This is a genomic window from Microcoleus sp. (assembly GCF_049646505.1).
Classification (GTDB): Bacteria; Cyanobacteriota; Cyanobacteriia; order Cyanobacteriales; family Microcoleaceae; genus Microcoleus.
The window spans coordinates 1-21,076 of sequence record NZ_JBARVX010000271.1; the positions used below are offsets into that span (position 1 = coordinate 1).

Sequence of the window (21,076 nt, forward strand, 5' to 3'; positions counted from 1 at the left end):
GTACCCGTCACGGGCTTGTGGATGAGTTCCATTGGCATCGTCGGTTTAGCTTTAAACCTGCGCGCCTACGACTTCGTTTCCCAAGAATTGCGCGCGGCTGAAGATCCTGAGTTTGAAACGTTCTACATTAAGAACATTCTGATTAACGAAGGCATTCGTGCTTGGATGGCTCCAACAGACCAACCTCACGAAAACTTCATCTTCCCTGAAGAAGTTCTGCCTCGCGGTAACGCACTTTAAAAAAATCAGGATTTGGATTTCAGATTAATTTAAGTTTTTTAAATTCACATTAGAAATCCAAATTCCTATTCCTGGGGCGAGCGCAGGATTACCGCGCCCGCCCCAGGAAGAAAAAAGCCCAAATCCAAAATCTAAAATCGTTGGAGGTTCTACCGCGTGGTAACGCTCTCTAATTCTTACGTAAGCGGTCGCGACCAAGAATCCTCCGGGTTCGCTTGGTGGTCTGGCAACGCTCGTTTAATCAATCTCTCAGGCAAACTGCTGGGCGCGCACGTCGCTCACGCTGGTTTGATCGTGTTCTGGGCTGGAGCAATGACTTTGTTTGAAGTCGCTCACTTTATCCCAGAAAAGCCCATGTACGAACAGGGGCTAATTTTGATGCCCCACGTAGCTACTTTGGGTTGGGGCGTCGGCCCCGGCGGTGAAGTCATTGATATCTTCCCGTTCTTCGTAGTCGGCGTTCTTCACTTGATTTCATCTGCTGTTCTCGGTTTGGGCGGCATTTATCACGCCATTCGCGGCCCGGAAGTTCTCGAAGAATATTCTTCGTTCTTCGGCTACGACTGGAAAGACAAAAACCAAATGACCAACATCATCGGCTATCACCTGATTTTATTGGGTGGCGGCTGCTTGTTGCTGGTTGCTAAAGCCATGTTCTTCGGCGGTGTCTACGACACTTGGGCTCCAGGCGGCGGCGACGTGCGTATTGTCACGAACCCAACTCTCAACCCGGCTGTGATTCTTGGCTACTTGACTCGTTCTCCTTTTGGTGGCGAAGGCTGGATTGTCAGCGTCAACAACATGGAAGACATCATCGGCGGTCACATCTGGCTCGGCTTGATTTGTATCGGTGGCGGTGTTTGGCACATTTTGACCAAGCCTTTCGGCTGGGCTCGCCGCGCCTTAATCTGGTCTGGTGAAGCTTACCTGTCCTACAGCTTGGGCGCTTTGTCCCTCATGGGCTTTATCGCTGCCTGTTTTGTCTGGTTCAACAACACTGCTTACCCTAGCGAATTTTACGGCCCGACGGGCCCGGAAGCTTCTCAAGCACAAGCTTTGACCTTCCTGATCCGCGACCAGCGCTTGGGTGCTAACGTCGGTTCTGCACAAGGCCCTACCGGTCTGGGTAAGTACCTGATGCGCTCTCCTACTGGCGAAATCATTTTCGGCGGTGAAACGATGCGTTTCTGGGATTTCCAAGGCCCTTGGTTGGAACCCTTGCGCGGTACTAACGGTTTGGACTTGAACAAAATCAAAAACGATATTCAGCCTTGGCAAGCTCGCCGCGCTGCTGAATACATGACTCACGCTCCTTTGGGTTCTTTGAACTCTGTGGGCGGCGTGGCAACTGAAGTTAACTCGTTTAACTTCACGTCTCCTCGTTCTTGGTTGTCCTGTTTCCACTTTGTGGTGGGTTTCTTTTTCTTGGTCGGCCACTTGTGGCACGCGGGTCGCGCTCGCGCTGCTGTTGCTGGTTTTGAGAAGGGTATCGATCGCGAAAATGAAGCGGTACTTTCTATGCCAGACTTAGACTAATCGATCGAACTTGTGTTGATTTGATGGTCTAGTCAAAAAAAGCTCCTGCTCGCGCGGCAGGAGCTTATTTTTGAGTAAATATCTAGAACAAGCGCAGAGAAAGGTCGAACGACCTTTCTCTGAGTGACTGTGCAATTCTTAAAACTTGACAATTCTCAAGAGTTCGGGTGAACACCTTGCAACGCAGGCTCTACAAAGTTTATATTTAAACTAGAAAAGTTTTAATTGTACAAAGTTGAAAGTTGTAATGAGAAGTTACAGTTTGAAGGCAGCTTGCTAAGGGTACAAAACTCATCGACTATCGCGGGATATTCATATTTTATTAAATGGCTGTGCTTGCCAATTTTTTAAACACGCACAAAACTTTTGAGCCGCTTACTGTTATTGCTGGGAAAGCAAAAAATCAATAATGGACTCATTAAAAATCGAAAATGTCAAGGTGAACTACGATCGAGCAAATTTGCTCTCGCGCATTGTCAACCGCATTCGCCGCTCCCTAGAACTGCCAGAAATTCTCAGCGCCACAGCAGCCGAAGTTCAATTTTTCTTAGGAACAGACAGAGTAAAAATCTACAAATTTCATAGCGACGGCAGCGGTGAAGTGATTGCCGAATCAATTAACGGCAACCGCTTGCCATCTTTATTGGGACTGCATTTTCCAGCAGACGATATTCCCCCTGAAGCCCGCCAACTGTTCGCGCAACTACAAGTGCGATCGATCGCCGATATCGATTCCGGGCTGCTAGGCCAAAGTCCCCGCCGCGATGCGGTTTCGGGCCAACTGCTGCCCGACGAAGTGCGGTACAGGCCGATCGACCCCTGCCACGCTGAATACTTGACGGCACTCGGCGTCAAAGCTTCCTTAGTATTACCAATTTTTCACGGCGCAGAATTCTGGGGGTTGTTGGTATCTCACCACTCCAAATCCCGGAGTGTCACAGAAGACGAACTGCAAGGCGTTCAGATGGTCGCAGATCAGCTCGGCGCAGCCATAGCCCAATCAGCCCTCCTCGCCCGAAGCCAAGCGAAAGCTCAGCGGGAAGCTGCCATCAACCGCGTCGCCGCCGCCCTGCACTCCCAGCCCGCGATGGAACTGCAAGCAGCGTTGGCAGAATGTGTAGCTGCACTAGGCGGAGCCGGCGGCAGGCTTTGCATTTTCGACAGCAGCAAAATCACCAGTTTACATCCAGACTCGGACAATTCCACTCCCACACTCAAAGTCTACACTTGCGGCTCCGGGCCGAGAATGCAAATTTCGGCAAAATACCAGCAGGTAGAGCAATACAGCGTCTGGCACGAATATTTTAAATCCGGCGAACAACAAGTTTGGGCAATTCCCGACTTGTACAAAATTAGCAGTTTGAGAAGCCTGCAACCTGCATTTCGATCGACCAAAATTCGCAGCATTTTAATCGTACCCCTCAGAACCAGCCAGCAAATATTCGGTTACTTGAGCATTTTTCGAGAAGAATTTGACACCGAAACTCTCTGGGCCGGACAGTTAGATGCCGACGGGCGGCTCGCCCAATGTCGGATATCTTTTGAAATGTGGAAAGAGTCAAAAATTGCTCAAGTTCGTGACTGGAATCCAGAAGAAATTGAATTAGTACAAACTTTTAGCATTAACTTTTCTCAGGCAATTCACCACTCACAGCTTCACCAAAAAATAGAAGAACTTAATGTTAATTTAGAAAATCAAGTTCAAGAGCGCACGGATCAACTGCAGCAGTTGACCCAACAGCAGCGAGTGCTGTTTGAAGTCGTGGCAAAAATGCGGGAATCCCTAGACTTGAACAGGATTTTTAGTACGATGTCCCAGGAAGTGCGGCGGGCTTTAAATGCCGATCGCGTTGGGGTTTACCGCTTCGATCCCGCGTCGGATTTTAAGGATGGCGAATTTGTTGCCGAAGATGTTTTGCCAGATTTTCTGTCAGCAATGGCAGTTAAAGTACACGATCGTTGCTTTGGAGAAAAATACGCCCAGCTCTACTCTAGGGGGCGAGTTCACGCACTGCCCGATATCAGACAAGTCGGACTCCCAGATTGTTTTCGGCAAATATTAGATCAATTTCAGGTGAAAGCTACTTTAGTTGCACCGGTAATGAAAGGCAACGACCTTTGGGGGTTGCTGTGCGTGCACCAGTGTTCGGCTCCCCGAAACTGGGAATCTTCGGAAATTCAGTTTGTTACCCAAATTTCCGCTCAGCTCAGCATCGCCCTAGAACAAGCAGATTTGCTCGCTCAAACTCAGCAGCAAGCAGTTGATTTGCAGCGGGCAGCCGAGCAGGAGCGGATACTGTTTGAGGTGGTTGCTAAAATTCGAGAATCTCTCGATTTAGATACAATTTTTCGCACTACAACTACAGAACTGCGGCGGATTTTAAATGCAGACAGAGTTGGGGTTTATCGCTTTGACCGCAGTTCAAAGTTTAATGAAGGCGAATTTATTACCGAAGATGTTTTGCCTGGTTTTTGTTCGGCAATTGATGTAAAAATTCGCGATCGATGTTTTGGCGAAAACTACGCGAATAAATACAGTCAGGGACGCATTCAAGTGCTGCCTGACATCGAAAATGCGGGACTTTCAGACTGCCACGCTGCTATTTTAGCTCAATTTCAAATTAAAGCTCAAGTGATTGTGCCGCTGATGAATGGCAGCGAACTTTGGGGTTTGCTGTGCGTCCACCAGTGCAGCGGTTCGCGGGATTGGAACACTTCCGAAATTCAGTTTGCTACGCAAGTCGGAGCTCAGTTGAGCGTAGCATTAGAACAAGCAGATTTGCTCGCTCAAACGCGCCAGCAAACGATCGATCTCCAGTGGGCTGCCGAGCAACAGCGGATACTGTTTGAAGTGGTAGCCAAGATTCGAGAATCTCTCGATATCAACGCGATTTTTAAGACGGCAACTCAAGAAGTTTGTGAGTTTATGCAAGTCGATAGAATTGCTGTCTATGGCTTTAATCCTGATTGGAGCGGCGAATATGTTGCTGAGTTTGTCAAAGATGGCTGGATAAAATTGGTAGGAGAAGGTATCAATACGGTTTGGCAAGATACTTGTTTGCAGTCAAACCGAGGCGGCAGGTATCGCAATAATGAAACTCTAGCTGTTGAGGATATCTACCAAGCCGGTCACTCGGAGTGTCATGTTGATATTTTAGAGCAATTTCAGGTGAAGGCTTATGCGATCGCCCCGATTTTTGTAGGACAAGAACTTTGGGGTTTGCTCGCAGCTTATCAACATTCAGGAACCCGCTGCTGGGAAAGTTCAGAAGTTAAGTTTTTAGCTCAAATTGCCAATCAGTTGGGCGTAGCTATCCAACAAGCCGATTTGCTGGCTGAAACTAGACGGCAATCAGCACAAATAGCTCAAAATTTAAAGGATTTGCAGCAAACTCAAGCTCAATTGATTCAGACTGAAAAAATGTCGGGTTTGGGGCAACTGGTGGCCGGCATTGCTCACGAAATTAACAATCCCGTTAATTTTATTTACGGAAATCTCAATCACGCCAGTGATTATACTGAAAATTTGCTGAGTTTGCTGGAACTTTACCAGCAGCAATATCCAGATTCTAGTCCTGAGATTGCTGAATTGACCGAAGAAATTGACTTGGAATTTCTGCTGGAAGATTTGCCGAAATTGCTATCGTCGATGAAGGTGGGAGCAGATCGCATCCGTCAAATTGTTCTGTCTTTGAGAAATTTCTCTCGTCTGGACGAAAGTCAAATGAAGGCGGTTGATATTCACGAAGGTATTGACAGCACGCTGTTAATTTTGCAGCACAGGCTGAAGTCTAATCCTGACAGTGAAAATATTGTGCTAGTTAAAGAGTACGGCATTTTGCCTCTGGTTGAGTGTTATGCCGGACAGTTGAATCAGGTGTTTATGAATGTACTCGGAAATGCGATCGATGCTTTGGAGTCGGACAAATGTCTCGATCGCCAATCTGTGACTCCTCAAATTATAATCTCTACTGCTGTCGGTCAACTTCCTGGCAATGTTCCTAGTGTGGTGATTCGGATTTCTGACAGCGGCAAGGGAATTTCGGAATCTATGATACAACGAATATTTGACCCTTTTTTCACCACTAAGCCGGTGGGAAAAGGTACTGGATTGGGACTTTCAATTAGTTACCAAATTGTGGTAGAGAAACACGGCGGTGTTTTTAAGTGTAGTTCTCAATTGGGCAAAGGTACTGAGTTTGCGATCGAGATTCCGATTAGTCAGCAGTCAATAGTCAACAGTCATTAGTCATTAGTCATTAGTCATTAGTCATTAGTCATTAGTAGTTAGTAGTTATTGGTTAGTTCTTATTGGTAATTAGAACGAACAACTAATAATTAACAAATAACCACTGACCACTAAAAACAGTCAACAGTCAACAGTCAACAGTCATCAGTCATTAGTCATTAGTCATCAGTCATCAGTCATTAGTGTTGTCCTCCCCGAGTTATTGTAGGTTAGCTAACAGTCCCCTGGCCGCATTATGCAATACGAGGTTGAAGATGTGGGGGATGCGGAAGCATTTGAGGAAGAGTGTGCGGCGTTACCAGATTTTTCAGCAATGTTTGAATCACTTTGAAGAGTTGGTGATATAATAAAAAACCTTCAGCTTAAAGCCGAAGGTTGTCATCAGGGTGCATCTACTTGTTCTATATTCATTGGGGATTGAGTTGGATCAGGAAGAAGTGAGGGTAGGCTACAGTTGACAGTTTACCTAGATTTACCTAGGATTTAGGAACTAGATTCTCGGTAAATTAATGAACAGACTGATTAGCATTGGTGATTTTGAGCGAAAAAAGACGCAACCTTTGAAGAAGACCTCGCCAGCAACGTTTCGGAAATAAAGAACTCATTCAAAATCTTGCGAATTCTGCGCGAAGCAATTAATATACAAAGATACAACCGCATTGAGAGGTCGAATCAATGGCTACCCTAACTTATTGCAAAGGCTTGCCTACGCCAACGAATGAGCTTAACGAACTAGGATTTACAGATTTCGAGATGTTCTTAGAAGCTTACGCCCCAATCTTTAGGGCTGCAAGCATTGAAACAGTCAACCACTTACTCTTGAATACAGACTTCAAGAAATCTGACTGGAACACGCACCTACAGCAAACCTATGGCATCAATAAGCGCCACGCAAATGGCGTAATTAGCTCCGCCAAAGGTCGTGTAGACGGCGCTAAAGAACACAGGATTCTACACATAAAAACTATTGAAGGAAAGATTAAATCTATTAGTGCGTGGCTCAAAAAAACCGAACGCAAACTGGTATTAGCTCGTAAATTTTATGCCAAGAAAAAATGGCAAAACTCGAAAACGGGCTGCAATTTCCCCATAGCCTGCTCGCTCCAGTATAAGTCTACAAATTGGCATAACTTACGCTTTCAAATACACAATAAGAAGCGCAAACTGACTCTGTTGGCTAACAGAATTAAACACTTAAGGGTCAAGCCAATCAAAGTTTTCATCCCTAACGGGGATATTTTTATCGTCGGCTCTAAAGACGAGTCTTTCGGCAATCAAGTCTCCCAGTGGAATGGGAAAAAAATAACTTTTAGAGTCCCCAAATATTTAGAATCACGATTTGGAAAAACCGTGTCTTCTGAGGTTGGTGATTTCAATCGCAACATAAATAGGCTACCAGAATGCGGGGCGTATACCTGGCATTTCTATCGCAAGAACGGAAAGTGGGTTATTGCCGTGCAGTTTACCCCAAATCCTGTGAATCAAGTTTCTAGAGGGAGAATGTACGGTTGCATTGGTATCGATATGAATCCCGGCTCTGTTGGCTGGGCTTATGTCGATACTGAAGGAAATCTCAAAGCCAAAGGGCAGATTCCATTGCAGATGGGCTTACCTAACGGCAAGCAACAAGCTCAGATTGTTGATGCTTGCCTGCAACTAGCAACGAAAGCCACGGAATTTGAATGTCCCGTGGTTTGTGAAGAACTTGATTTTTCAACAAAAAAGCAATCACTGGGAGAGAAAGGTAGAAAATATGCCCGGATGCTGTCGGGCTGGGCATACAGTGAGTTCTACAAACAACTCTGTTCTATTTTGTTGAATCGTGGAATTGAGTTGATTGCAGTTAACCCGGCTTATTCCAGTATTATTGGATTGGTAAAATATTTAAGAATGTATGGCTTAGCCAGTGACGAATCGGCTGCACTGGTAATTGCTCGTAGGGCTATGAAATTAGGTGAAAAAATACCTCGCTCCTTAACCGCCTATTCTGAGGTGAACTCGGAAAAGCACGTAGGTCGCGAGTGGAACCAACTAAATAAAAATATCAAACGTTCCGCTAAAATATCACGTCGTTGTGATTATTATAGCGTTTTTAACTGGAGTTTCTTGGTCAACCTCGACCAGAGAGGAAGCGTAAGCGCTAAGAAAGAATGTTTAAAGCTTATACCGCAGAGCTTACCCAGGTTTGCCTAGGTTTTTCTAAGCGGTATTGTGGCAAAGATTGCTTAACGAGTAATATCAATAGGTTTAGCGATCGCTATTTTCTACAGCATTACTTCACCGATAGACTTGCGACGCTTGGTGTAGATGGGCTTGTGCGACTGCCCGTGTCTCTCCCTATGATTTGATGCTATCGCAAAGAAGCACGTAGACTTTCAAGTTCATCATCCTGTAAGCACTTAATAAAAGAACGAGGCATTCGCGCATTTGGATGTGGAAGAAAAGCAAAAAATCTCTCATAGTCCCCGATTTTAATGGACTCGGATATCGAAGCTGTTGAGGAAATATTGAATTGACTTTGGATCGCTTGGCGCGCAGGAGCTCCTAGAACCACAATAACTTTTGCTCTTGATAGTTCTAAAGTCCTCAATAAATAGGCTTTTACGCATTGAGCCTGAGCTTGTTCTACGCCAATTTCAGAATGAGATTTGCAATGTACTATTTCGGTGAGAGCATAATCAATTCCTGGATTAACATCCCGTTGCAATAATTCAATCGCACGTTTACGGACTGCTGCCCAAAACTTAACAGCACGACTATATGTCCCATCCTTCATCAAGGATTGTTTACCATTGATAATCCAATCCTTTTGCCCTCCTCCAAAACGATAATTAAAGTAATTGTTTATATCGTTATCTGACCAACACCAAGTGGGGTAGACTTCATCAGAACCAATTGATGGATTTGAACTCAAAAAAAGAATAGACGCTTGCTCGATCTGTCCACTCCAAGGTTCAGGTATTTGAAACTTGTCTAAATCGAGCGATTTTTGAGAATTAACTATGTCACGGCAGGGATTTTCTGTAGAAGGATCTTCTAGACATTTCCGTGCATGAGGGCAGTGAGTAATTTCAGATAACAAATTTTTCTCAGACATTATTAAGGAGGTCTCAACTGAGACAGTCTTTCTTATAGTTTAACAGGGAATCTGGCTGTCTAACGGTTGAGACGAGCCGCAGCAGAAACTTCTGATTCTCAAAGATAACCTCTCGGTGGCTCCATCGATTTGTTGTCTTGCTTAACAAGCACATACCGCTCACTCCCCAATCATCGTCTTTGTGGCGGCTATTTCTTTTGGGCAGTTATTGTAGGGTGCGTCAGGGGGCTGAATGTTTTCGTCGCCCGATCGAGGATTCGGGGCCCCTGACGCACCCTACGGTTAGCTACGGTTAGCTTTGTTTGTGTAGAGTCTCGGTTTTAACCGCCGAGTCAAGCCCAGTTCGATCGCCCGCGCCCGAACATGGTAAATTCAGTCATACAGGCTGTTTTCAATATAGCAAACTGAGCGCTTGCAGTCGATCGACCAATACGCCATGCCAGATTCCGAATTCTCAGACGATTTAAAATGGACGCCCGAAGCCAAGGCCAAGTTGAAAAATATTCCCTATTTTGTCCGGGGACAAGCCCGCGTCCGCATCGAGCAATTGGCCCGCGAAGCCGAAACAGAAGTCATCACCATTGACTTAGTTGACCAAGCTCGCATCGAGTTTGGGCATTGACACTCCCCGCCCCAAAGGGCTAGGATTCTTCGTTCACAGGGAGATGCCTTGTAAAAGCAGTGCCTTTACTTGGTCTTACTCTCCCTCCCGAAGCAGTAACGGTATGCCCTGCCGTCAAAATTCGTAAACCTTCATCTCGAATATTCTTAGCAGCATTAATATCTCTATCATGGTTTTCTCCACATTTAGGACATTGCCAACTACGAACATCCAAACTCAAGCTATCCACGCGATTTAAACAGTTATTACAAGTCTTAGAACTGGGATAGAACCTATCTACTTCGATGTAGGTTTTTCCTGCCCACTCAGACTTGTACTTCAACATGGTGCAGAATTGTCCCCAACCAGCATCACTGATAGATTTAGCTAGTTTGTGGTTTTGAACCATGTTTCTAACTGCTAGATTTTCGACAACTATGACTTGGTTTTTGTCAACTAATTTACGACTTAGTTTGTGCAGAAAATCTTCGCGACATCGAACTATCTTAGCGTGAACTTTGGCAACTTTAACCCTAGCTTTATTGCGGTTGCCTGACCCTTTAAGCTTATGACTTAATTGTTTTTGTCTCTTCGCTAATCTCTTTTCATACTTTCGATAGTATTTGGGATTTCCATGTTTGGTTCCATCGGATGTAACAGCATAGTGAGTTACTCCCACGTCTATGCCAATGGCTTTTCCTTCTGTTGATTTCTTAGGTGAGTCTTTGCCATTATCATAGAGGCAAGCCGCCAAGTATTCCCCCGATGGATTAACTGAAACTGTAACAGACTTTAGAGTACCCTCTGGTTGTCGTGAGACTTTACAACGAACCTCACCAATCTTAGGCAGTTTCAATGTATCATCTTTTAATTTACAACCTTGAGGAAATCTAATAGACTGTCTGTTTTGTTTCTTTTTGAAGTTGGGATATTTGGCCCTACCCTCGAAGAAGTGAAGGAAAGCACTAGAAAGATTTAAAGCAGCTTGCTGTAATACTTGTGACGGTGCTTCAGCCAACCACTCATACTCTTTCTTCAGGGAGGGTAGAAGTTTGATTATTTCATTTCTGCTTAACCCCTTGCCCGTTTGCTTGTAAGTTTCAGACGTTAAGTTGAGGGCATAGTTATAGAACCATCTAGTACATCCAAACGACTTGGCAAGCAAAACAGATTGCTCACTTGTCGGATAGATTCTGTACTTGAAGGCTTTTAACATTTTTTTACCAAACCAGTGATACTATGGTAACACAGGACAGTCTAAATGTAAAGCCGTCTTAAAATACGGGGTTTGAGACCCATTTTTTTGATAAGGGATCGAAATGTACCCTAAAGCTTTAGACTATATATTGCGTTGTAAGGACAAGGATTTTAAAAAATAGTGCGTAAAATTGTTATAGCTGGCAACTGGAAAATGTACAAAACTAGGGCAGAATCCCTAGAGTTTCTTCAAGGATTCATGTCCTGCTTGACGGAAACCCCAGAGGAACGGGAAGTCGTGCTTTGCGTTCCTTTCACAGATTTGAGCGCCCTCTCGAAAAACCTTCACGGCGGCCGGATCAGACTAGGTGCTCAGAATGTTCACTGGGAAGAGTCGGGAGCTTTTACTGGCGAAATTTCCGGGCTAATGTTGGCAGAAATTGGGGTTCGCTACGTCATCGTAGGCCACAGCGAGCGCCGTCAATATTTTGGGGAAACTGACGAAACGGTGAATTTGCGCCTGAAAGCTGCTCAAAAATACGGTTTAATTCCGATTCTGTGCGTGGGAGAGACGAAGCAGCAGCGGGATGGAGGGGAAACTGAAGCTCACATTTTCTCTCAGTTGGCCCAAGATTTGGTTGGTGTTGACCAAGATAACTTAGTAATAGCTTACGAACCGATTTGGGCGATCGGCACTGGCGATACTTGCGAAACGAAGGAAGCTAACCGAGTTATTGGTTTGATTCGCTCTAAATTGACTAATCCTGACGTGCCGATTCAGTACGGCGGCTCTGTCAAAGGTGAGAATATTGATGAAGTTATGGCGATGCCTGAGATTGATGGGGTTTTGGTAGGCGGTGCGAGTTTGGAAGCTGCGAGCTTTGCTCGAATTGTCAATTATAAATAATTAGTATTGCTAATTGGTAATTGCTAATTGGTGGTTGTACGAGGCGTTTTGATGTTGAAAAATGACAATCTGTACGAGTTACCCCAAAATCTTCCAGTACCAGTTGATGATGGGGCAACTAACCACCTTTTAGGCTGTCAGCTTCTTTCAATTCCGTTGATGTCAACGGCTGGAATTATTTGAGGACGATCAATAATACGAGGTTCGATCGATCGCCTATAATTGTCATGTGCCTCTTTCTTGTTTCTCTCGAATCGAGAGAATTGTTCCATGAATGCGATCGTGCAAGCCAAACCCGCTTTAGAGGAGTTCCTCAAACTTGCTGAAACTGAACCAGCCTCAGAATTTCTTGAGGGAGAAATCCTTCAGAAACCCATGCCTCAAGGCGAACATAGCACACTTCGAGGCGCACTCTGCGAGACTGTCGATCGAGTAGCGGAATCTCGGAAAATTGCTAAGGCTTTTCCCGAATTGCGCTGCACTTTTGGCGGTATGGCGATCGTACCAGATATAGCAGTATTCCGCTGGGAAAGAATTCCTTTTTTGCCTTCGGGTAGAATTGCCAACATCTTTGAAATTAATCCAGATTGGTCGATCGAAATTTTATCCCCAAACCAAAGCCAAACAAAAGTCCTTGGTAAATTGCTGCACTCTTCGCGACAGGGTACTGAGTTGGGTTGGTTGCTAGATCCAGAGGAAGAAAGTATTTTAGCAGTATTTCCCGGACAAAAAGTAGAATTGTACCTCGGTACAGCTCTGCTGCCAATTATTAATAGAATTGAGTTAGAATTGACGGTTGATAATGTTTTTAGCTGGTTGATTTTTGGTTGAAGAATCTTAGACGCATCAGGCTCAAAAAAAACCGTTTTTGTTATGCTAATCTACCGGACAGGATATCCAACCTAAAATCTAGAATCTAAAATCTCACTCGCCATGACACCTAACTCAGCCAAAATTATTATTAGAAATAAAGCTTTCGAGTGGGGAAAACGCACTTATTTAATGGGCGTTTTGAATATTACCCCTGACAGTTTTAGCGACGGCGGCGATTTCTATACCATAGAATCTGCTTTAGCGCAAGCTGAAAATATGGTAAAATCCGGAGTCGATATTATTGATGTTGGCGGTCAATCTACGCGGCCCGGTGCAGCGGAAATATCCTCTTCAGAGGAACTCGATCGCGTTATACCTGTCGTACAAATACTGCGGCAAAAAACCGATATTTTCGCAAATATTCCGATTTCGGTGGATACTACCAGAGCGGATGTTGCCAAAGCTGCAGTTGAGGCTGGAGCCGATATGGTCAACGATATTTCGGGAGCAACTTTTGACTCAGAAATGCTGTCAACCGTTGCTCAGTTGAAAGTGCCGATAATTTTGATGCACATTCGGGGAACTCCTCAGACGATGCAAAAATTAACTGACTATCGGGATTTAATAGGGGAAATTGGGGAATTTTTAGAGTATCGAATTGCGGCAGCAGTTGCTGCTGGAATTGACAAATCTCAGATAATTATCGATCCCGGTATTGGCTTTGCTAAGACTTACAGTCAAAGTTTGGAAATTCTGCAACAGTTGCCAAAATTTCGTGTTTTGGACTGTCCGATTTTAGTCGGAGTATCCCGCAAAAGCTTCATCGGTCAGATTTTGCAGCAGCCGGAAGCTAAACAAAGAGTTTGGGGGACAGCGGCGGCTTGTACAGGTGCGATCGCAAATTTGGCAGATATCTTGCGAGTTCACGATGTCAAAGAAATGCACGATGTTTGTCTGGTGGCCGACGCTATCTTCAGAAATCAATCTTGAGCGGTTTGAGTATCGATAACTCTGAGTTCCCCGCCGCCGTTAACTTCGGTGGGAATATCCGGCATATTACCCATCAACTCGTTGAGGGCTTCTGACATATTTCTGGGGTCCATAAACAGAATTTTGGCGTTGTCGCTTTCGCCTAGTTTTTGTTGAGCATCTAAGTATTTTTCAGTTGTTAAATACTTCAAAACTTGCTGGCTGTTCGGATTGGAGTCTAAAGCTTCAACTAAGAGCCTCATATACTCTTTAGTGCCGATCGCCTTATTGACCATTGCTTGCCATTCGCTCTTGGTAGCCCGCTCCAATTCCATAGCTTCTTGCACCCTTTTCGGAGGTGTAATGCTTTGAATTTCTACGCGAATTACTTTAACGCCCCAAGTTTCGGTAGCTTCGTCCAACTTCTTGAGTAACTTTTTATTCATGTCATCTCGGGAACCCAAGATGTCCTGCATGGGCAATCGACCAATTTCAGCGCGAAACGTCGTTAAAACTAAGTTGGCGATCGCATTTTCAATTTGATCGATTCCATAATAAGCTTTCTGCAAATTCACGACCCGCCAATACACAACGGCATCGACTTCAAGGGCCACATTATCTCCCGTGATTGCTGACTGAGGTTTAATATCTAAAACTCGTTCGCGGCTTGTGTCCACGCAGACGACTTTTTCGACCAAGGGACTGATAAAGTGGAATCCGGGCTTGAGGGTGCGCTTGTATTGACCCAAACGTTCGACTAAAGCTTCATCCCCGCCGCTGATTATTTTGACGCTTGAGCTAACAGCGTAGCTGAGGATGAGCGTAACGAGCATGGTGAGAATAGACGGCCCCATTTCTACTTTCCTGCTAAGGTTGACTGAGAATCGATCGGGAATATACTCTAATTTAACTCAAAATCAGCCGCACAGTGCTAAAATATCACGACTGTTAATAAGTCCTAACAGTTACTCGTATTGCCTGGGACTTAATGTGCCCGACTTAACGTACCCGATTTGACCGCAGGATATCAACAACACATTTCCACAAAAATGAAAAACGATCGAGAGTTTCGCTTGTTCAAACCTTTGAAGTGGATCGCCCCAAGCATTTTGGCGGGTGCAGGAATCTGCCACATTGCAGTGGCCCAACCGGTACAAGCTGAACCAATCGCCCTGCAACTCTCGCAAAACTTGCAGTCGCAAAACTCGCAGCTACCGCGCCGTTCGCCTGCCGTTCGCGAAGTTATATCCTACGAGATGAAGGGAGACGAACTCAGGATTTGCAAGCAGGAAGGCAACTCCGAGAAAAAGTGCCAAGTTGTAGGCAAAGGCTACACGGTGGGTTTGAGAACTGCCAACGACCTCTACGGTCAAGGAAATCTGGTCAATGCCGAAGTTTTGTACCGACAAATCATCGCTCGCTATCCCAAACAAGCGGATGCTTATTACAAGTTGGGAAATCTGCTGTCGGCGCAAGGTAAAATGAGCGATGCGATCGTCCAATTCCAGAAAGCAATTGAAGCCAACCCGCAGCACGCCAAAGCTTACAACGATTTGGGCGTGGCGATGGCAAGTCAGGGGCAGTTGCCAGAGGCGATTTTGCAGTGGAGGCAAGCCGTTAAAATTAACGATCGATATCCCGATGCTTTAAACAATTTAGGAGTCGGTTTGTTCCAGCAAGGAGACAAGGAAAAGCAAGCCGAAGCAGTAGCCAGTCTCAAAAAAGCTAAGGAGTTATTTATCCAGCAGGGCAGAACTCAAGCGGCGACTAGAGTCGATCGAATTTTGGAAGAAATGAACGCGCAGTCGAGCGACTCTTAAAACCGTACCGTGTCCGATCTACCTGGAATCAACCCGGTTTGACGGTTTTGAAGGTAAGTTTTGTGACTCTGAAAACTTGGATTCAAAACTGTCAAACCAATCTTAATTATGCTCGTCGGCGGATTGAATGTGCGATCGATCGATCTTGAGGTTTCTCCGACTTAAGTAACTGCACAAAATTAATTACATCAAGACTCCTTGCTAGGTAAGGCTTTCACGCGAAATCTCGTGTAATTAATTTTGCACGACTACTTATTCAGCCCGCCCTAACGACTAACGACTAACGACTAATACCAATTTCATAAAGTAGCGCTAGATATTACCCCCCCCAACCCCCCCTTATTAAGGGGGGGCTTCGGACTTCATCCATAGCACATCTTTAGAAAAATGGTATAACTACTAACTACTAACTACTAACTAATGACTAATGACTAATGACTAATGACTAATGACTAATGACTTCTTAAAGCATTTCCCTCAAAACCTGTAAAATCACATTTCCGTCCACCCGATCGCTCACAGCAGCCTCGCCCAACCGCACCGGCAGCACAAACCGCACCTTGCCATCCTGCACCTTCTTATCCAGTTGCAAAGTATTCAAAATCTCCTCAACATCCACACCTGCGGGCAACTTGGCAGGTAAACCCGCTTTTTCAATCAAAGCAGACTGGCGGCGATCGCACTCAGCATCCCACATTCCCAACTCCACAGCCAACCGGCTAGACGCAGCCATGCCAATTGCCACACCTTCCCCGTGATTGATGACCTTATAATTCGTCAAACTTTCCACAGCATGACCGATCGTGTGACCGTAATTCAAAATCGCCCGCAAACCAGATTCCTTCTCGTCCTTGCTTACCACATCAGCCTTAGCTTGACAAGACCTGCTCAAAATTTGGGCCAGCAAATCCGCCTTCACGTAGCGCATTTGATCCAAACGCTTGCAATTCTCCAACTTCCCAAAAAGTTCAGCATCCCAAATCACCCCATACTTAATCACTTCCGCCATCGCCGAACGAAACTCCCGCGCCGGCAAAGTTTTGAGTACCTCCGGGTCAATCAACACCAAACGCGGCTGGTGAAAAGCCCCGATTAAATTCTTCCCCAAAGGATGATTTACCCCCGTTTTGCCGCCAATAGAAGCATCAACCATCGCCAGCAGCGAAGTCGGAACCTGCACCACATTAATTCCCCGCAGCCAAGTCGCGGCAGCAAAACCGGTGATATCCCCAACCACCCCGCCGCCCAAAGCCACCATTGTCGAGGAACGTTCTAAGCGGTTAGCCAAAGCCTCATTGTAGATTTTCTGCACCGAATTTAAAGTTTTGTACTGTTCGCCCGGTGGTAAAATGCAGGTACTGACTTCAAACCCAGCCGATTCGAGGGCTGCGGTTGCTCTTTCGCCGTAATGCCGAAAAATCGACTGATTCGAGACCAAAAGAACTTTTTTGCCTAAACTTAGATCGCCCATCAAACTGCCGAGTTCGTCTAAACCGCCCGATCGCACGCAAACATTGTAAGATTGTGGCCCCAAGTCAACTTTTATCACTGAGTGCATATTTATTGATTTTAGATATTAGATTATAGATTATAGTTCTTAGTGTATGTCTTCTTATTGATTGTTTGGGAGAAATTGCAATGAGTCTTACCGGAGCAATAGCTTATTTTGGGATTTTCGGCGGCATGGTCGGCTTGGCCACAGTGATCATGTTTGGTCTGCGGGCTGTCAAACTCATCTAATTTACAAATTAGAATGTGAGAACCAGAACATTTAAATTCTGGTAAAAATACCGATTGACCGAAGTATTTCTGCAAAAAATCTTTAATTTTTCTGCAAGATTTAGCCCGCAAATGCTTCGGTCAATCGAACGCTTCGAGGATAGATTTCATAAATAATTAACCAGATTAGATATACAGCAGTTTTCAAATTCCGTAAAGTACCGGCTGCTCCTTAATTATATGGCTTGCACAGTCACAATCGCTCCACCGTTTTTTTTACCGTTATTCAGATTTTTTGACCAGTATTTTGGTAAAAACAAAGGTGACGGCGGCTCATATATAACTTCTAAACTACCAATACGAAAAATCCTAGCAGACCTCATCTTTCGCTCGAAAAGCTATATGGTTATTTCTGGAAATAAGTATTTATGACGAAAAAATCATCTGGGTTAGGAACGTTCGGGGGAGTCTATACGCCCTCAGTTTTGACGATCCTGGGCGTAATCATGTATCTGCGCTTTGGTTGGGTTGTCGGGAATGTGGGCTTGGTGGGAACGTTGATTATCGTCACCCTCGCCACCAGCATAACCTTTTTAACCTCGCTTTCTATAAGCGCGATCGCCACGGATCGCGTCGTTCGGGTCGGCGGAGCGTACTACATGATCGGTCGTTCCCTAGGATTAGAAATTGGCGGTGCTGTGGGCATTCCCCTTTATCTTGCCCAAGCCCTCTCGGTAGCCCTCTACACCATCGGGTTTGCTGAAAGCGTAGTAGCAACCTTCCCGCAACTCAATCAGTTGTACGTAGCGTTGATTACAACGGTATTGGTAGCAGTATTGGCCTTGACTTCCGCAGAAATCGCCATTCGCGCTCAGTACGCAATTATGGCAGCGATCGTCCTTTCCTTGATCTCCCTTTTATTGGGCAACCCCCTAGATATCCCCAACCCGCAGATGTTTCAAACTCCGGCTTCCGGGGAGCCATTTTGGACAGTATTTGCCGTGTTTTTTCCCGCCGTGACAGGGATTATGGCCGGGGTGAGTATGTCGGGAGACTTGCGAGATCCCAGTCGATCGATCCCCGTAGGGACGCTAGCTGCCGTAGGAACCGGATATTTGATCTACATGGGATTACCATTGATTCTGGCTATGCGGGCAGATACCCAAAGCCTGCTCGACAATCCCCTGATTATGAAACAAATGTCTCTGTGGGGCCCAGCAATTTTGTTAGGCGTGTGGGGAGCAACCTTGAGCAGCGCCCTGGGTAGCATTCTCGGCGCGCCCCGCGTTTTGCAAGCGCTAGCTAGAGATGGGATATTTCCTCGCTGGATGAGCTTTCTCGGCCAAGGAAGCGGCGCGGGTGATGAGCCGCGCATCGGGACAGCAGTAACTCTGGGAATTGCAACCGCGACGGTTTGTATCGGCGAGTTAAACCTGATCGCCCCCGTGCTGACAATGTTTTTCCTCACCACCTATTTAGTTCTCAACGCCGCCGCCGGGATAGAAGGATTTTTACAAAGTCCCTCGTTTCGCCCCACATTTCGCGTCCATTGGTCTCTATCTCTGTTGGGGGCTTTGGGCTGTTTGGGGGTGATGTTTTTAATCGATCCTGTGGCCACCGTCATCGCTGGAATTATTGTCCTAGGGATCTATTTCTGGCTGCAGCAACGAGAATTGATCTCGGCATGGGGAGACGTGCGACGGGGCCTTTGGCTGGCAATTTTGCGCTTTTGCATATTTAAATTGGGTACAGATGAAGACACTAAAAACTGGCGCCCCCATATTTTGGTATTATCTGGTGCGCCAACCAAACACTGGTCGTCGATCGAACTAGCTGATGCGTTTACCCACAACCGAGGACTAATTACGGTTGCCACCATTCTGCCGCTCGGCTCCCGGAATTTAGCCCAACAAACGCAGTTAGAAGCCACTATCCGGGATTACCTCGAACAGAGAAGCGTTCAAGCCCTGGTGCGCGTTTTCATGGCGGCCGATCCTTTTGTAGGAGCCCAGCGGTTGATCGAAGCCTACGGGTTGGGGTCTTTGGTTCCCAATACAATTCTTCTGGGGGATAACGAAAGTCCAGAACGGCGATCGGGATACTGTGAGAACATCGCTGCGATTCACGCCGGAGGCCGCAGCATCGTTATTTTGCGAGAAAATCGCGATCGAGGATTTGGGGCGCGCCGCCGCATAGATGTCTGGTGGGGGGGACTGAAAGCTAACGGCAGTTTGATGCTGTTGTTGGCTTATTTATTACGCACCGAAATCGATTGGCGAGAAGCTACAATTAATCTCAAATTAGTGGTGAAAGACCAGAATGCTGCTCGTTCTGCCCAAAGCAATCTCGCCCGCGCGATCGCAGATTTACGCATCGAAGCGCAGCCGCAAGTCTTAGTAGCCGACGGCAGAACCTTTCATCAGATTCTCCACGACTCTTCGGAAAAAGCCGACCTAATTTTCTTAGGAATGGCTGTACCCGGAGACACCCAAGATTACACTCAATACTATGAAAATTTGCAGAACATGGCGAAAGGATTGCCCACAACTCTCTTTGTGCTGGCAGCTCCTAATTTTGCCTTTGAAGAAATCTTGAGCAATAGTCTTTGAGATCAATTCCGGTTGCAATCCTCATGAATGTTGACTGTTGACTGTTGACTGTTGACTGTTGACTGTTGACTGTTGACTGCAACCGGAATTGATCTCACATTTTTGAGAAAGGCTATAGCCTTTCAAGCGAAAGATGATATCAATTCCGGGATAGGCCCGCGCAGGGCATTGGGCTATCCTCACTTTTTTGAGAACCGCTATATATTATACCATTTTGCAAAATAAGTGCTACATAGACCCCCCCCAACCCCCCCTTGTTAAGGGGGGGCTAGAAATTGATCTATAGCAAGTATTTATTAAATTGGTATTACGACATACTCACCATCACATTTTGATTGGAATCAAAATTGTAAACTCCGTTAGTTTCCCCGGAATTGAGGAACAATTTAGCTGACCGTGATGGTTGTCGCAAATAATGTGATAGCTAATAGACAAACCCATTCCTGTACCTTTACCGATTTCCTTGGTGGTGAAAAATGGATTGAATATTTGCCCTTGAATCGATTGTGGTATGCCGCATCCATTATCGGCGATCGCAATTTTAATAAATCCATCCGCTACAGATGTCCGAATAGTAATCTGACCTAAAAGTTTTTCAAGTTGATTAGTGTTTTCTCCATCGCTTCTTTCATCAATCGCATCAATAGCGTTAGCGATAATATTCATAAATGCTTGGTTCAATTGTCCCGCACAGCACTCAACTTTTGGCAGCGCTTCATACTCCTTGACAACCGAAATTTGCGGGCGGGTAGAAGTAGCATTCAAGCGATGACTTAAAATTAACAGACTGCTATCAATTCCTTCGTGAATATCGACTTCTTTAAACTCAGCTTGATCTAAACGAGAAAAATTACGCAACGACAATACAATATCTTTGATTCGGGTAGTACCGACATTCATAGACTGTAATATTTTGGTAATGTCTTTTTTCACAAAATCAAGATCCACCGCTTCTAGTTCAGTTTTAATTTCAGTAGGAGGGTGTGGCAAGTATTTATGATAAAGCTGTATCAAGTGCAGTATTACTTGAGTATATTCCTCGATATATCTAAGGTTGCCGTGAATAAAACCAATGGGATTGTTAATTTCGTGGGCAATACCTGCCACTATTTGTCCGAGACTGGACATTTTCTCGCTGTGAATCAGCTTGGCTTGGGTTTTTTTTAGCTCAACTAAGGTAGTCTCTGTTGCGATTTGAGCGCGACGGTAAACCTCTTGAGTAACTCGTGTTGCTAATAATTGCTGGAACGTGTAATGATAGATATTAACGCTAAGCAAAACAAATAGTGAACCCAGGCAAAATACTAAGCCGATCAAAA

General features: G+C 45.4%; 16 protein-coding genes. 11 read left to right on the forward strand and 5 right to left on the reverse strand.

Annotated features, from left to right (window positions below):
* From WBA89_RS14645 to WBA89_RS14660, 4 genes are all read left to right on the forward strand, one after another.
* Positions 1–240: photosystem II protein D2 (locus WBA89_RS14645; protein ID WP_424407577.1), on the forward strand; the 240-nt coding region annotated here is incomplete at its 5' end.
* A gap of 156 nt (positions 241–396) precedes the next feature.
* Positions 397–1,776, forward strand: a complete 1,380-nt coding sequence (gene psbC / locus WBA89_RS14650; protein WP_424407579.1) for a photosystem II reaction center protein CP43 — start codon at positions 397–399, stop codon at positions 1,774–1,776.
* A 409-nt stretch (positions 1,777–2,185) separates the two neighbouring features.
* Entirely contained in the window at positions 2,186–6,025 is a 3,840-nt protein-coding gene (locus WBA89_RS14655) for a GAF domain-containing protein (protein WP_424407581.1), read from the forward strand.
* Positions 6,026–6,700: 675 nt separating this feature from the next.
* Entirely contained in the window at positions 6,701–8,218 is a 1,518-nt protein-coding gene (locus WBA89_RS14660; protein ID WP_424407583.1) for a hypothetical protein, read from the forward strand.
* Positions 8,219–8,375: 157 nt separating this feature from the next.
* On the opposite strand, the gene WBA89_RS14665 is transcribed toward WBA89_RS14660, so the two are convergent.
* Positions 8,376–9,122 carry a uracil-DNA glycosylase family protein gene (locus WBA89_RS14665; protein ID WP_424407585.1) on the reverse strand — a complete coding sequence of 249 codons (747 nt, stop codon included), beginning with the start codon at positions 9,120–9,122 and terminating at the stop codon, positions 8,376–8,378.
* Positions 9,123–9,558: 436 nt separating this feature from the next.
* Here WBA89_RS14665 and WBA89_RS14670 point away from each other — a divergent pair, with 436 nt between their 5' ends.
* Complete coding sequence (locus WBA89_RS14670; protein ID WP_424407587.1) at positions 9,559–9,744, forward strand: PCP reductase family protein; 186 nt, start codon at positions 9,559–9,561, stop codon at positions 9,742–9,744.
* Between the two features lie 19 nt (positions 9,745–9,763).
* Here the strand turns inward: WBA89_RS14670 and tnpB are convergent, their stop codons facing one another.
* Entirely contained in the window at positions 9,764–10,939 is a 1,176-nt protein-coding gene (tnpB, locus tag WBA89_RS14675; protein ID WP_424407589.1) for an IS200/IS605 family element RNA-guided endonuclease TnpB, read from the reverse strand.
* 162 nt (positions 10,940–11,101) lie between these two features.
* Between tnpB and tpiA the strand changes: the two genes are divergently transcribed.
* The 3 genes from tpiA (at position 11,102) to folP (ending at position 13,630) form a co-directional block, all read left to right on the forward strand.
* Positions 11,102–11,827 (forward strand): triose-phosphate isomerase, encoded by a 726-nt coding sequence (gene tpiA / locus WBA89_RS14680; RefSeq protein ID WP_424407591.1) that lies wholly within the window; start codon positions 11,102–11,104, stop codon positions 11,825–11,827.
* A gap of 270 nt (positions 11,828–12,097) precedes the next feature.
* Positions 12,098–12,658 carry a Uma2 family endonuclease gene (locus tag WBA89_RS14685; protein ID WP_424407593.1) on the forward strand — a complete coding sequence of 187 codons (561 nt, stop codon included), beginning with the start codon at positions 12,098–12,100 and terminating at the stop codon, positions 12,656–12,658.
* A gap of 102 nt (positions 12,659–12,760) precedes the next feature.
* On the forward strand, positions 12,761–13,630 hold the full coding sequence (gene folP, locus WBA89_RS14690) for a dihydropteroate synthase (protein ID WP_424407595.1): 870 nt from the start codon (positions 12,761–12,763) through the stop codon (positions 13,628–13,630).
* Here folP and WBA89_RS14695 read toward each other — a convergent pair.
* A complete protein-coding gene (locus tag WBA89_RS14695) occupies positions 13,621–14,463 on the reverse strand; it encodes an SPFH domain-containing protein (RefSeq protein WP_424407597.1) in 843 nt (280 codons plus the stop codon). The genes folP and WBA89_RS14695 overlap by 10 nt on opposite strands.
* A 195-nt stretch (positions 14,464–14,658) precedes the next feature.
* Between WBA89_RS14695 and WBA89_RS14700 the strand changes: the two genes are divergently transcribed.
* Complete coding sequence (locus WBA89_RS14700; RefSeq protein ID WP_424407599.1) at positions 14,659–15,429, forward strand: tetratricopeptide repeat protein; 771 nt, start codon at positions 14,659–14,661, stop codon at positions 15,427–15,429.
* A 463-nt stretch (positions 15,430–15,892) separates the two neighbouring features.
* Here WBA89_RS14700 and aroB read toward each other — a convergent pair whose 3' ends face one another.
* Positions 15,893–16,987 (reverse strand): 3-dehydroquinate synthase, encoded by a 1,095-nt coding sequence (gene aroB, locus WBA89_RS14705; protein ID WP_424407601.1) that lies wholly within the window; start codon positions 16,985–16,987, stop codon positions 15,893–15,895.
* A gap of 80 nt (positions 16,988–17,067) precedes the next feature.
* On the opposite strand from aroB, the gene WBA89_RS14710 reads away from it, so the two are divergent.
* Positions 17,068–17,169, forward strand: a complete 102-nt coding sequence (locus WBA89_RS14710; protein ID WP_333423326.1) for a cytochrome b6-f complex subunit PetL — start codon at positions 17,068–17,070, stop codon at positions 17,167–17,169.
* 407 nt (positions 17,170–17,576) lie between these two features.
* Positions 17,577–19,757, forward strand: a complete 2,181-nt coding sequence (locus WBA89_RS14715) for a Na-K-Cl cotransporter (protein WP_424407604.1) — start codon at positions 17,577–17,579, stop codon at positions 19,755–19,757.
* Between the two features lie 324 nt (positions 19,758–20,081).
* On the opposite strand, the gene WBA89_RS14720 is transcribed toward WBA89_RS14715, so the two are convergent.
* On the reverse strand, positions 20,082–21,076 hold a 995-nt coding region (locus tag WBA89_RS14720), incomplete at its 5' end, for a sensor histidine kinase (RefSeq protein ID WP_424407606.1).

What these genes read in the sequence shown, in the direction of transcription:
- WBA89_RS14655 (WP_424407581.1), top strand. Translation starts at nt 2,186, where the DNA reads ATGGACTCATTAAAAATCGAAAATGTCAAGGTGAACTACGATCGAGCA.
- WBA89_RS14660 (WP_424407583.1), top strand. Translation starts at nt 6,701, where the DNA reads ATGGCTACCCTAACTTATTGCAAAGGCTTGCCTACGCCAACGAATGAG.
- WBA89_RS14665 (WP_424407585.1), bottom strand. Translation starts at nt 9,122, where the DNA reads ATGTCTGAGAAAAATTTGTTATCTGAAATTACTCACTGCCCTCATGCA.
- WBA89_RS14670 (WP_424407587.1), top strand. Translation starts at nt 9,559, where the DNA reads ATGCCAGATTCCGAATTCTCAGACGATTTAAAATGGACGCCCGAAGCC.
- tnpB (WP_424407589.1), bottom strand. Translation starts at nt 10,939, where the DNA reads ATGTTAAAAGCCTTCAAGTACAGAATCTATCCGACAAGTGAGCAATCT.
- WBA89_RS14685 (WP_424407593.1), top strand. Translation starts at nt 12,098, where the DNA reads ATGAATGCGATCGTGCAAGCCAAACCCGCTTTAGAGGAGTTCCTCAAA.
- folP (WP_424407595.1), top strand. Translation starts at nt 12,761, where the DNA reads ATGACACCTAACTCAGCCAAAATTATTATTAGAAATAAAGCTTTCGAG.
- WBA89_RS14695 (WP_424407597.1), bottom strand. Translation starts at nt 14,463, where the DNA reads ATGGGGCCGTCTATTCTCACCATGCTCGTTACGCTCATCCTCAGCTAC.
- WBA89_RS14700 (WP_424407599.1), top strand. Translation starts at nt 14,659, where the DNA reads ATGAAAAACGATCGAGAGTTTCGCTTGTTCAAACCTTTGAAGTGGATC.
- aroB (WP_424407601.1), bottom strand. Translation starts at nt 16,987, where the DNA reads ATGCACTCAGTGATAAAAGTTGACTTGGGGCCACAATCTTACAATGTT.
- WBA89_RS14710 (WP_333423326.1), top strand. Translation starts at nt 17,068, where the DNA reads ATGAGTCTTACCGGAGCAATAGCTTATTTTGGGATTTTCGGCGGCATG.
- WBA89_RS14715 (WP_424407604.1), top strand. Translation starts at nt 17,577, where the DNA reads ATGACGAAAAAATCATCTGGGTTAGGAACGTTCGGGGGAGTCTATACG.